The organism is Veillonella magna (genome assembly GCF_959600285.1).
GTDB lineage: Bacteria > Bacillota > Negativicutes > Veillonellales > Veillonellaceae > Veillonella_A > Veillonella_A magna.
The window spans coordinates 21,129-34,896 of sequence record NZ_CAUGKU010000017.1; the positions used below are offsets into that span (position 1 = coordinate 21,129).

The 13,768-nt window shown below is 41.8% G+C and carries 10 protein-coding genes; 2 read left to right on the plus strand and 8 right to left on the minus strand.

What is annotated here, in order from left to right:
• Window positions 1-5: 5 nt before the first annotated feature.
• The 3 genes from fucP to Q5873_RS08865 form a co-directional block, all read right to left on the minus strand.
• Complete coding sequence (gene fucP, locus Q5873_RS08855) at window positions 6-1,280, minus strand: L-fucose:H+ symporter permease (RefSeq protein ID WP_288302090.1); 1,275 nt, start codon at window positions 1,278-1,280, stop codon at window positions 6-8.
• A 12-nt stretch (window positions 1,281-1,292) separates the two neighbouring features.
• Window positions 1,293-2,072 carry an SDR family oxidoreductase gene (locus Q5873_RS08860; RefSeq protein ID WP_303060472.1) on the minus strand — a complete coding sequence of 260 codons (780 nt, stop codon included), beginning with the start codon at window positions 2,070-2,072 and terminating at the stop codon, window positions 1,293-1,295.
• A 71-nt stretch (window positions 2,073-2,143) separates the two neighbouring features.
• Window positions 2,144-3,661: a UxaA family hydrolase gene (locus Q5873_RS08865; protein WP_303060473.1), complete on the minus strand. Its 1,518-nt coding sequence runs from the start codon at window positions 3,659-3,661 to the stop codon at window positions 2,144-2,146.
• A 282-nt stretch (window positions 3,662-3,943) separates the two neighbouring features.
• Between Q5873_RS08865 and Q5873_RS08870 the strand changes: the two genes are divergently transcribed.
• Window positions 3,944-4,723 carry an IclR family transcriptional regulator gene (locus Q5873_RS08870; RefSeq protein ID WP_303060474.1) on the plus strand — a complete coding sequence of 260 codons (780 nt, stop codon included), beginning with the start codon at window positions 3,944-3,946 and terminating at the stop codon, window positions 4,721-4,723.
• 167 nt (window positions 4,724-4,890) lie between these two features.
• On the opposite strand, the gene Q5873_RS08875 is transcribed toward Q5873_RS08870, so the two are convergent.
• Window positions 4,891-6,177 carry an adenylosuccinate synthase gene (locus tag Q5873_RS08875; protein WP_288302087.1) on the minus strand — a complete coding sequence of 429 codons (1,287 nt, stop codon included), beginning with the start codon at window positions 6,175-6,177 and terminating at the stop codon, window positions 4,891-4,893.
• 364 nt (window positions 6,178-6,541) lie between these two features.
• Here Q5873_RS08875 and Q5873_RS08880 point away from each other — a divergent pair, with 364 nt between their 5' ends.
• The gene (locus tag Q5873_RS08880) at window positions 6,542-7,885 is read left to right on the plus strand and encodes an anaerobic C4-dicarboxylate transporter (RefSeq protein WP_303060475.1); all 1,344 of its coding nucleotides are present in this window, start codon (window positions 6,542-6,544) and stop codon (window positions 7,883-7,885) included.
• A 293-nt stretch (window positions 7,886-8,178) separates the two neighbouring features.
• Here Q5873_RS08880 and purB read toward each other — a convergent pair whose 3' ends face one another.
• The 4 genes from purB to Q5873_RS08900 form a co-directional block, all read right to left on the minus strand.
• Entirely contained in the window at window positions 8,179-9,471 is a 1,293-nt protein-coding gene (gene purB / locus Q5873_RS08885) for an adenylosuccinate lyase (RefSeq protein WP_303060476.1), read from the minus strand.
• Window positions 9,472-9,734: 263 nt separating this feature from the next.
• Window positions 9,735-10,613, minus strand: a complete 879-nt coding sequence (locus Q5873_RS08890; protein WP_303060477.1) for a CoB--CoM heterodisulfide reductase iron-sulfur subunit B family protein — start codon at window positions 10,611-10,613, stop codon at window positions 9,735-9,737.
• Window positions 10,613-11,569, minus strand: coding sequence for a succinate dehydrogenase/fumarate reductase iron-sulfur subunit (locus Q5873_RS08895; protein ID WP_288302085.1), 957 nt, complete (start codon window positions 11,567-11,569; stop codon window positions 10,613-10,615). Before Q5873_RS08895 ends, Q5873_RS08890 begins: the two co-directional genes overlap by 1 nt.
• Window position 11,570: 1 nt before the next feature.
• On the minus strand, window positions 11,571-13,292 hold the full coding sequence (locus Q5873_RS08900) for an FAD-binding protein (RefSeq protein ID WP_205088453.1): 1,722 nt from the start codon (window positions 13,290-13,292) through the stop codon (window positions 11,571-11,573).
• Window positions 13,293-13,768: the final 476 nt, after the last annotated feature.

Sequence of the window (13,768 nt, forward strand, 5' to 3'; positions counted from 1 at the left end):
CCTCCTTATTTTTCAATCGGTTTTGAACCATTAAGCCCATACCATGCAACATAGAGGAAACATGGCAGCAATAACAAGTATCCTGCACCAGTTCCCCACATATCAGCTACATGCCCCATAAAGAACGGCATAAATGCTCCGCCAACAATACTCATAATTAACAAACTAGATGCTTTTTTTACATAACCATCCGGAATGCGTACAACTGACAAGGCAAAAATTGTAGGGAAACTAATAGACATAAAGAAGAAGGAAAGCCATAAAACTATAACGGCCGGTAGACCATGAACAAACTGTAATACAATCATCAACACCGCATTAATAATAGAGTATACCGCCAAGATTGTATTACTTTTTACTTTTTTCATAACCGGTGTTGTCACTACACGCCCCAATAAAAATGCTACTAATGCAATACTAAAGAAATATGCAGCTTGACTATCCTGTAACCCCTGCCAATGTTCAACACTATAATTAATAAAGAAAGCACCGGCACCAACTTGCGCTGCAATATACAAAAATTGTGCTAAAACGCCTAACTTGAAATGACGATATCCCAAAAGAGCACTATAGCTTCCAGAGTCAGAGTCCTCTTCTGCATCATTACCAGTTACTGCAGCTCCCTCCGGCATTCGACTAATCACAAAAAGAAGTAGAACTGCGGCTACGACAACAGCAATGCCAACATAAACCATCTGTACATTAGCCATATTTTGTTCAATGTCCCCATGGGATAAAGAAAGGAAGAGAGCTCCGCCTACGATAGGGCCTAAGAATTGTCCAACGCCATTAAAACTCTGTGCCATATTTATTCTAAATGCTGCATCTTCATCTTTGCCAAGTTTAGTTATATATGGGTTCGCATTTGTTTCTAAGCTTCCCAATCCACATGCAATAATGAAAAAAGCAAGTAAGAATAAGCTAAAACTTTGTGCATTACTAGCAGGTACAATAAGGAGCGCACCTATAGCATACAGTGCCAGACCCATAATAATACCGCCCTTATAGCCGAATCGTGTAGCCACCAAAGAAGCCGGTATAGCAATTACAAAGTATCCACCGAAATATGCGGCTTGCAATAAACCTGATACAGCTTTAGTAATTCCCAAGTGATTCTGGAAATTTTTATTCATAACGTCTAGCAAACCATAGCTAAACCCCCAAAGGAAGAATAACGAAGTCACTAGCCAAAACGCAATTTTTATATTGCGACTGCTCACTATCGATGTAGTCGTATGTTTTGTTTGCATAGCATGTCCCTCCACTGTTTTTGTAGCCATTCCGGCCACCTCCTAATCTAGCGCACGATCCAAATGAACATAACCACCATCAACAAATATCCATTGTCCCGTTGTATGTGAAGACTTCGGGGACAATACAAATACTGCTGCGTCACCGATTTCATCAACAGTAGTAAAGCGATGCTCGAAAGGAATCTTATCGGTAATTACCTTTTTTCTTGCCTCTGGATCATCAAAGGTCTTAATCCAATTTGCGTAAAGCGGAGTCCAGCATTCGCTAACGACAATAGCATTACTTCGTACACCATCTTTAATAAGCGCCGCAGCCCATTCTCTAGTCAATCCTAAAATAGCACCCTTTGCCGCTGCATACGCACTAGTTTTACCCTGGCCTGTCAGCGCTGTCTTAGAGGAAATATTCAATATAGATCCTTTGGATGCTTTCAAATATTTAACAGCAGCATGAACTAACTCGTAATAATGCGTTAAATTACCATGCAAACTTTTTTCAAATTCTTGCCAACTAGTCGTTTCTAATGCCTTATTATCATTAGCTCCTGCATTATTAACTACACCATAGATACCGCCATAGCGTTTAGCGACGTCATCTACAATACCTTGTATTTTTTCTGTTTCATTTAGGTCAATTTGAATAAATTCATAATTCGTAGTAATTGCTTCTATATTCTTTTTAAATTCCTCAGTAATAGCCGAGCGTGAAAGGATAATTGGTATTGCTCCCTCCCGAGCCAGCGATAAGGAAATACCGCTACCAATACCTTTACCACCACCGCTAATTAATACCACTTTGCCATTTAATTGTAAATCCATAACTACACGCCTCCTAATCTACACATTAGCCACATCACTCGACCAATATTCACCATATTTTCAATATAAAATTACACTGTTGTGGCCAGCCGCCAAATGGAAAAATCATTCTGCTCATTTAATTCTGCTTTGGTTTGTTTTCCATTGGCTACAGCTATGATTTCTTCTACAACTTCTTTGCCAACTTCTTCAATTGTTTTACCTTCATCAATAATGCCTCCAGCATTAAGATCAATACAATCTGCCATATTTTCAAATGTAAATGTATTTGATGAAAGCTTTATCGTCGGTGTCACAGGACTTCCCGTCGGTGTACCTCGACCAGTTGTAAATACACAAATATTACAACCACCCGCAACCATGCCGCTTAGCTGCTCAATATCATTTCCTGGAGTATTCATAAAAGTTAATCCCTTGTCCGTAATCGGGGCTGCATACGGTTTAACAGCTACAACCGGCGAATTCCCCGCCTTATAAATACAGCCTAAAGATTTTTCTTCAATACTACTCAGTCCACCTTCAATATTACCGGGACTAGGATTAGCTCCACGAATATCCGCATGAGAATCTATAACAGTCTGTTCATATCCTGTAATTGTATCTACAATTGCTTTACTTACATCATCGTTAATACCTCGCTGTGCCAAAATATGTTCAGCACCGATGAGTTCTGTCGTTTCAGCCAAAATCACTGAACCACCTTGAGTAACAACAATATCAGAGGCTACTCCCAACGACGGATTTGCAGTCAATCCTGAGAAGCTATCGCTGCCACCGCATTCTGTCCCCAGCACAACATCTGCCAAGGTCCCCGGAACTCGGCTTTCTTGCATAGCCTCTTCTAACATTTCTTTAGCAAGCTTAACTCCTTTTTCAACAGCTGCTGCCGTACCGCCTTCACCTTGAATTGTCAAAAATTCTACCTTCTTATAAGGGGCTCGAATTTTAATCTCTTCTGCAGTATCTTTCGCTTGGATAACTTCACAGCCCAAACCAACAAGTATAACACCATATACATTGGGATTAGTGGCAGTACCTACTAATACATCCATGGTTTGTCTAGCATCATACGATAATTCACTACATCCATGTTGGTGTGTCACATATACAGCCTTTGTATCTTCCCGATGTGGTGCGTCCGTCCACGCAATAGAATTTGCAATTCGTTCTACTACTTTATTAGCACAGTGTACTGTAGGTAAAATCAATACATGATTCCGAAATCCGAAGCTACCATCGCCACGTCTATAACCTGTAAGTGCATATGTCGTATCTACACCAATTACACTTCTATCTCTGTGAACATCTTGCTTGATATGACGAACCATATTGTCTACGTCACCGCGTCCACGTTCACCTTCTATATTATGAACATGCACCCATTGCCCAGCTTTAATGTCTACACTAGCAATACCAATATGAGAGTCATATTTTATAATCGGTTCTCCTTTAGCAATCGGTTCTGTTGCAAATTTATGTCCTTTAGGTATTTCCTCCTCAATCGTTATTCCCATCACTATCTCACCTGGAATAAGCTTTTCAACTGCAGTGGCCACATTATCGTTGTGACCTACATGAACTGCTTTCATAGTAAATCCTCCTTACTATAAATTTATGCTCACTATACTCTTCTATAATTAATTTACGTAAAAATATATGTTTTTCGTATTTTCGTAACATCTACAGGTATATAGTACTGTTGTATTCCGAAAAAATCAATCAATTATGTATATACGTAATATCTTTTAAGCATATACCCACTGATTCCTCTATAGTATTTTCTCAAAAAGCATATTATTACGTATATTCGTACATTTGACGTTATCCCCTTACATAGTGTATTTTAGAAGTATATAAAAGGAGTGATGCATATGAATATGACCCTATCAGCAACACAGCATAAACCAACGCTTCGAGTTATAAAATTATTGGAAGCTGTTGCCAGTACCTCACGTGGAGCTACCCTTTCAGAAATCGCTGAAATTATGGAATGTCCGCGTAGCACATTGACCCCTATCCTAAAAACATTAGTAGACTGTAGATATCTTGTTTGTGATAATGAAACATTGCGTTACTCTATAGGACGCCAAGCATATATTATTGGCAATACATATCAATATACCGGCGATGTTTTGGATTTAATTCGTGATCAAATGGAAGTAATGGCTTCACTCTGCAATGAAAATGTGCATCTTGGTGTACTTGAAGGTGATAGTATTATATATTTACAAAAAGTTACTGGTTCAAAACCGTTACGTCTAATTTCCGCTGTTGGTAAACATCTTCCTGCCTATGCCACTGCACTTGGTAAATCTTTATTATATGACCACACACTTAAAGAACTTCATATATTATTCCCTCCACTCCTACCTGCTATTACCGATAAAACATTAGCTACTGTAGATGATTTATATAAAAACATCCATAAAGATAACAACGATGAATTCACCTACGAAGAAGAAGAAATCACCAAATATGCTCGATGTATTGCCAAACCATTACGTATGAATGGAAAAATTGTGGCTGCCTTAAGCATTAGCTTTATCGTCTTCGACGGTACCGCGGAGCACGTAGAAAAAATAAAGCAAATTCTCCGTCGATTTGGAACCATCATTGAAAAACTTATTGCAGCCAAAGGTGCTCCCTATTAATTTATTACCACTTATTCTTTTTTCTTATCGATATATAAAAAAACTCCCACCAGGACATTAGCTGAACCTAATCTCCTGATGGGAGTTTTTCGCATATATTCTACTGTACTCTATTACATATTACACCATATATTTACATGGCATATTCTTCACAGGTACTATAATTTTTATTTAAATACTTCTTCCAATACGATGGTCTGATTACGGTTAGGACCTACAGATACAATGCCCAGTTTAACACCGGTTACTTCCGCAATACGTTCTACATAACGGCGTGCTGCTTCCGGCAATTCTTCATACGTACGAATTCCGCTGATATCTGTCTGCCATCCCGGTAAGGTTTCATATACCGGTTCACAAGCTTCCAATTCCTTAAGACTGGCCGGGAACCCTTTAACTTCTTGACCATTCTTCGTATAACCGACACAGATTTTAACTTCCGGCAACTGATCTAAGATATCTAGGCGCGTGATAGCCAAATAATCAAGACTATTCAAATCGGCTGCATAGCTTACTACCTTCAAATCAAGCCAGCCGGTACGACGCGGACGTCCCGTTACGGTACCGAACTCATGACCAGTTTCACGGAGATAATCACCGGTTTTATCCAATAATTCAGATGGGAACGGACCTGCGCCTACGCGAGTAGAATACGCTTTTACAACGCCTACAATATTATTTAAATAATTAGGTCCTACACCGGAACCTACGGAGGCACCACCGGCCACCGGATGTGAACTGGTTACAAATGGATAGGTACCGTGGTCAAGATCAAGCATAGTAGCCTGTGCGCCTTCAAACAATACCTTTTTACCACTTTTTACGGCATCCACTACAGTGAAGTTAGTATCAGTTACATACGGACGTAACTTTTCAGCATAGCCCAAGTAGTCCTTTAAAATGGTGTCATAATCAACAGGATCTACGCCATACACTGCTGTTAGCATCTTGTTCTTTACTTTCACATTATAAGCTAACTTTTCCTTAAATACGTCTTCATCCATTAAATCACAAATACGGATGCCTACGCGATTTACTTTATCCGCATAGCAAGGGCCAATCCCGTTCTTTGTCGTACCGATCTTAAGATCTCCCTTGGACAATTCTTCTGCTTCATCAAGACGATTATGATATGGCAAAATTACATGAGCACGGTCGGAAATCTGAAGAGACTTAGCACTTTTTCCTTCCTTTTCCAGATTGGCGATTTCACCTAACAACACCTTCGGATCTACCACAACACCGGAACCAATAACATTTGTTTTACCATCATATAAAATACCGCTTGGAAGCAAGCGCAATGCGAATGCTTTATCATCAACCACAACGGTGTGACCTGCATTATTACCACCTTGACTGCGAACAACAAACTCTGCCTGTTCTGCTAAATAGTCAACGATTTTACCTTTACCTTCATCACCCCACTGGGTGCCGATTACCATACTGGTTGCCATACGTTTAACCCTCCATTTCACGCAGTCCTTACCATACTGCCGTGCTTTTACACTTCATTATAACACATTTATATCATTCTCGACATCTGATTATTAATCGCTTATCACGGATTCTTCTAAGTCTATTGCTGCGCACTTTCTGATTAACTCTTCCGAAACACCCTATCTATTTTTTCGTTATATTATCCAGCGCTCTCTAACACTCTGACGTATTTGCCTCTAACTACTCAGGACTCCTATAAATATCATTATTATATTTTCTGAATACTCCTGTTTTCATAGCTATTTTTATAAGTAAGTGCTATGATGTACGTAGTTGTATACTTGAGGCGTACAAGCTGTTATAAAAAAGGAGATGTATACTATGGACTTGTATGTAGGCCTTCAAATCATCATTGTATTGGTCGCTATCTTTCTTGGTGTCCGCCTTGGCGGCATGGGGATTGGCTATGCCGGCGGTCTCGGTGTTGTCTTCCTCACGTTGGGCATGGGCATGAACCCAGGACAAATTCCTTGGGATGTTATCCTCATCATTATGTCGGCCATTGCCGCTATCTGTGCATTACAACTGGCCGGTGGCTTAGGCTATCTCGTCGGCGTAGCAGAACGAATTTTGCGCAGCAATCCTAAGCATATTAATTATTTAGCACCAACAGTTACTTATGTACTGACTCTATTGGCGGGAACCGGTCATACAGCCTTTTCTATGATTCCGGTTATTGTCGAAGTATCTAAAAGTGAAAACATCAAACCGTCCGTCCCATTATCTATTGCCGTTGTTGCTAGCCAAATTGGCATTACCGCCAGTCCGGTCAGTGCAGCTGTTATTGCAATGAGCGGTTTCTTGGAACCCTATGGTGTATCCTATCCGATGCTTCTTGCGATTTGTATTCCTACCACCTATGCCGCTTGCATGATTACGGCATTCATTATGTCTACCTTCCTATCTACTACTCTTTCCGATGATCCGGTATACCAAGAACGCTTGGCCCACGGCTATGTAATGCCACCGAAATCGAAAAGCGCCTACCAAGAATTGCCGGCAACCGCTAAACGCTCCGTGCTGATTTTTCTTATCGGCATCATCGCCATCGTCGCATATGCAACAGCAATTTCCAATAACCTTGCTTGGATTCATCCGGTCATTCTTGGTCGTAATGATGCTATCGTAGGCTTTATGATGGCTATTGCAACAGCAATTACCTTATTCTGTCACATTGACACGGCTCGTCTTGTAGAAATGAGCACCTTTAAATCCGGCTTATCCGCTTGCGTCTGTGTCTTAGGTGTTGCTTGGTTAGGTGATACCTTTGTAAAAGGGCATATTCCCGAAATAAAAACCTTGGCGACCCAACTGGTATTGGCCTACCCGTTCTTATTGGCGGTAGCCCTTTTCTTTGCCAGCATGCTTCTCTACTCACAGGCAGCGACTACACAAGCTTTGATTCCAACAGTAATCTTAGCTATGGGCATTACTGCTAACGACACTTCGGGACTGACTATCATCATCGCATCCTTCTCCGCTGTATCCGCGTTATTTGTCCTGCCGACATACCCGACTTTGCTTGGAGCAGTACAGATGGATGATACCGGTAGCACACGAATCGGAAAATATATTTTTAATCATCCATTCTTCTTTCCCGGTGTAGTAACAATCGTAATCGCCGTAGCCTTAGGATTCGTCGTAGCACCGATGCTATTGCCGTAATAAATGTTTCTAGATATCCTTGCAAAGCACAAACGCATGCGAATATATCTAAGCGCATCATTACATATTTGCTGGTTGTATTTATTGATTGCATATCTATTGATTGCGTATCTATTGATTACGTATCTATTGGATATGTATCTATCGGTTACGTATCTGTTGATTACATGTCTAACCTTGCAAGCAATTATCCCATGACATGTAATGCCCCTATCCTAAAAATGTTAATATAAAAAAGGATGACCCTACGGTCATCCTTTTTTATTATCTTACTCACGACTATCAAATGATAATTATAAACCGAAACGCCCCATAATCGTGTCCACATGTTTCAACATAGCGTGAGGATCAAAGCAAGCTTCAATTTCTTCATCGGTTAAATACTTCTTAATATCTTCGTCACTCTTCAAACCGGCTAAGAAGTCCTTGCCTTCCAACCAACGTGCCATAGCATGACGCTGTACCCAACGATATGCATTATCGCGGAATGCTCCTTTATCAACAAGCGCCGTCAACACGCGCTGACTAAAAATAAGCCCACCGGTCAATTCCAAATTCTTCTTCATATTTTCCGGATACACTAATAACTTATCGATTACGCGCGTTATCAAATGAAGCATATAATCCAAAGTAATCGTGCTATCCGGCAAGATTACACGTTCTACAGAACTATGAGAAATATCTCGTTCATGCCAAAGCGCTACATCTTCCAAAGCTGCCTGTGCATTACCGCGCAACACACGAGCCAAACCGCAAATGCGTTCACATGTAATCGGATTACGTTTGTGTGGCATAGCGGAAGAACCCTTCTGTTTCGGACTGAAATATTCTTCTGCTTCACGTACTTCCGTACGTTGTAAATGACGAATTTCCAAAGCAATCTTGTCCAGTGTGCTACCAATGATAGCAATAGTGCTGCACAATTCCGCATGACGATCACGCTGCACTACCTGTGTAGCAATTTTTACCGGTTCGAGACCTAGTTTTTCACATACATATTTTTCAACAAACGGATCGACTACTGAATACGTACCCACCGCTCCAGATAATTTACCTACTGCAACATTTTTCTTAGCATGTTCCAACCGTTCAATATCGCGTTCAATTTCTGCCATCCACAAGCACATCTTAAGACCGAACGTTGTCGGTTCCCCATGAATCCCATGAGTACGACCTACCATCGGTGTATATTTAAATTCCACGGCACGGCGACGAAGTACATCATGGAACTTATGTAAATCTGCTAACAAAATATCGCAGGCTTGCTTCATCATATAACCCAATGCTGTATCTTTTACATCTGTAGAGGTCAATCCAAGATGAATGTATTTCGCTTCTTCGCCTACGTGTTCACCTACTGCTGTTACGAAGGAGATGATATCATGGTTTGTTTCCTTCTCGATTTCATGAATACGTTCCACTTCAAAATCGGCTTTCTCGCGAATTACCTTAGCCGCTTCCTTAGGAATCACACCTAACTCTGCCTGTGCTTCACAAGCCAAAATTTCTACTTGAAGCATCGTATCGAACTCATTACGTTCACTCCAGATATGCCCCATTTCTTCTCTCGTATATCTTGCGATCATGCCGATTCTCTCCTCCTGTGAAAGACTGTACTTATAATTCCGCTATAATAATAACATAGGACTTATACAGGGTCAATATAAACATCCGAACATTAAAATTAATAAAACTAAAAATCATTCGGATATTATTATCAACTTACTTTTGAACTCTATCGCGAAGTACAACAAAAAGCCCGTTAGGGCTACGAGAACTACTTCATGCTAAATAAGCTTCGTATTCTCTATAAATTCCTAACGGGCTTTTACCGTTTTACATTATATAACTATACACCGATGAAACGGTTTAAAGCGGCAGTACTGGTCATATGACGTTTGGTCATTCCCAATTCAGCCGGGCTGATGCCCAATGCCAAACCAATGAGCTGGCTCATGTGGATAATCGGCATATCTTTGTCGCTCGGTACATACTGTTTTGCTTCCTTCTGGAACATATCAAGCTGCATCTGGCACAGCGGGCACGGCGTTACTACGCAATCAGCGCCTTCTTTTGCTGCATCAGCATTGATGGAGCCGGTCATGCGCATAACAGAATCATGTGCCGGATATACAGCATGGAAACCACAGCAGTCAAGTTTACGAGAGAAGTCAATCGGAGTAGCCCCGATAGCTTTGATTACGTCAGCTAAGCTGGTCGGAATCTGGAAGTCTTCGAAACCTGTTTCTTCCTGCGGACGAAGCAGATGGCAACCATAGTATTCGGCTACGCGAAGACCGCTAAGCGGTTTTACTACTTTTGCCTTCAAATTATTCAAACCATATTCACGGATAAGAATCCACAAGAAGTGAGTAACTTCCGTAGTACCCTTATACTGTAAACCGGCCTGAGCCAAAATATTATTTACGCGTGCTTTTTGCACTTCATCGCGATCCAATTCATTTTTAGCTTCGCGAAGCATAAGCGTACATGTGTTGCACACGGTCATCAAATCAAGCCCCTGTTCTTCAGCCAATGCAATATTGCGCGCATTGGTAGCCAACACTGCCAACGGATCGATATCCTGTACATGGGATGCACCACAGCAGGTCCAGCCATCGAGTTCTTCTATCTGAATACCCAATTTTTTAGCCACGGCTTTCGTAGCAACGTAGTCTTCTTTCGCTGCGCCTTCAAGAACGCAACCCGGGAAAAATGCGTATTTCATTATTTTTCTGCCTCCTCTGCTGCTTTAATAATGGTGCGCACGCCTTGGATACCGGTTACCGGTTTATGAGGCACAATCAATTCTAGCGGATTAATCTTACCATGAGCCCACAGACGCATAGCATAGAGACCCTGTTTTGCAGAATCTACAAGACCATCTGTTTTGAGACTCATCGTTACTTCGTTCAAGCGACCGGTCTTCATGAGGTCTTGCTTGAAGGCTACGGCATGGCGCGTACCCTTGTTGCTGAGGCCTGCGCGTGTAGCTACTGCACGAAGTTCGGAAATATCCTTAGCCGGTTTTAAGTGTTTCGGGCAACGGGAGATACAGTTCATGCAGTGAACGCATTTCCAGAGACCGTTTTCAAAAGCCGGATTAACATGTGCCATCGGAGCATCATCACGGGAATCTTTTACAAAACGGTTAGCTTTGGTATATACATACGGATCGAGGAAGTCTTCGCGACCGGCACTCAATTTATTACATTCGGATGCACAGCAACCGCAAAGAATACATTCAGTGTTAAGTACGAATTTTTTGAAATCGTCCGGAGTCTGACGAGTCGCTGTCGTCTTAGTGTATTCCGGTTTCATGAAAATCCACGGAGCTACCGTCTTAAGACGGTTAACCTTAGCTTCCCAGTTAACCGCAAGGTCACGGATAACATCGAAATTACCAATTGGTGCAATTTCAAATTCATCGCTACCGAAACGTTCAGCCAATTCATCAATCTTGCTTTCGCAAGCGAGCATTGCTTGGCCATTAATCTTTACAGAGCAAGCACCACAAACAGCACTACGGCAAGCAGCAATGAACGTCAAGCTCGGATCAATGGTGTCTTTGATTTTCTGAAGGCCCCAAAGGATAGTACGGTCCGCTTCATAATCGAAGGTATAGGTCTGTACATAGGAGCGGCCTTCGTTATAACGGTGGATATGATACGTAATCTGTCTCATCTTAGTACGTCCTTTCTTTTGGTTCAAAACGTGTAACTACTACATCACTCTGACCTACCTGGTATTCGCCGTCTTCACCAAGGGTAATAAGCGTATGGTTCAGGAAGTTTTTGTCATCACGTTTTGTAAAGTCTTCGCGCAGATGGCTACCGCGGCTTTCCTGACGACGAAGAGCGCCGAGAACTACGGCTTTAGCTACCGTCAAGAGGCTACCGATTTCCACATAGTTTACGAAGGCCATATTGAACGTACGATTTGTATCCCCTACATAGCAGGTCTTGTATTCTTCAATCAACTTATTCAAGGTTTCGAGAGCTTCCTTCATCTTAGATTCTTCACGGAAGATACCTACCTTATTCCACATAGCCAACGCCATTTCATCACGGATTTCGGATACCGGACGACCGGTTGTACGACCCGTAACTTCTTTGAACTTGGCTTCCCAAGCAGTAGCCGCATCATTTAATTCCTTAGCAGCGTCTTTTGCACTGTTGTTTTCTACATAAGCAATAGCACCTTCACCGGCTACTTTACCGAATACAACGGCATCAGCCAAGGAGTTACCACCCAAGCGGTTAGCACCATGGATAGATACACAGGAAGCTTCGCCGGCAGCGAAGAGACCCGGTACTACGGTAGCACAAGTTTTATAATCTTTTACATCGATACCGCCCATGGAGTAATGGCAAGTCGGACGAACCGGAATCGGCTGTACCAACGGATCCGCATGTTCGAAGGTAATTGCCAAGTCACGAATACCATGTAATTTTTCAAGAATCAATTCTCTCGGCAAATGACGAACGTCGGCTACAACGTATGCATCAAGACCGGTACCGCCAAAGCCACGACCTTCGGCGATTTCTGTTTCGATAGCTTTTGCTACCACGTCACGCGGAGCCAATTCCATTTTGCTCGGTGCGTATTTAGCCATGAAACGTTCACCTTTATTGTTCAAGAGGTAACCGCCTTCACCACGTACGGCTTCGGACATCAAGATACCGCTCTTACCAAGACCGGTCGGATGGAACTGTACCATTTCAGGGTCTTTCAAAGCACAACCTACACGGAAGCAAGCAGCCATGCCGTCACCTGTGGAAAGGTACGGATTGGACGTACGAGTCCAGAACATACGGCCTGCACCACCGGTAGCAATAACTACTGCTGTAGCAGCGATTTTTTCTACGCGGCCTTCCTTCATGTTCCAAGCAACTACACCACCAACACTACCGTCGGCTACTTTTACGATATCAAGCAAGTACCATTCCTGAAGAAATTGTACATTGTGTTTCAAGCACTGTTCATATAACGTATGTTCAATTACATGACCGGTTTTATCGGCACTGTAGCAAGTACGCGGATAGCTCTGACCACCGAAATTACGCTGAGCAATCTTGTTTTCGTTTGTACGGGAGAACGGAGCACCAAAGTAGTCCAATTCTTTAATCCCTTCCGGACAACGTTTAACAAAGAATTCGATGGCATCTTGGTCACCCAGATAGTCACTACCTTTTACGGTATCGAAGATATGGTCCTCAATCGTATCTTCTTTGGCTACGTTGTTCAACACGCCGTTAATACCGCCCTGAGCCATGGCCGTGGCTGAACGGCTAGGAAAAATTTTTGTAATAAGCGCAACACGCAAACCTTCACGGGAAGCTACTTCCAAGGCTGCACGCTGACCTGCGCCGCCGCTGCCTACTACCAGAACATCAAACTGTTCCATAATGTACCTCCTCACTTCTACCTAATCTTATAGGCAAACCCAAGTAATCCATATACCTTGTACATAACATACATCGTATAATTCAACTTCATTATATACGCTCAATCGCACTTTGTCCAAAGGCCTAAACTCCGCTGTTTTTCAAGTTCGATGCCTATTTTGATAGATTTTTTCATTAAGCATATGTCTGCCTATACACATACACATATGCATCAAAAATATTTCTTCTTACAAAATTTTCAATTGAAAGCAACTAATCCATCAACACAGCCTATTATTACCGTTTTAGATTTTTATTATGCATAATTACCTGTATCAAAATATCAATTTATGCATCATTATAATTCTATTTTAGCAACATTGCTATATTCGAAAATTTCTATATCATGTGATGCTTATTATCAATAAATATTTTTAAATTTTTTTGAGGCTTCGGGCATGATTGTGGGTAAGTAGCCTCTGCCTCGCCCACTGTT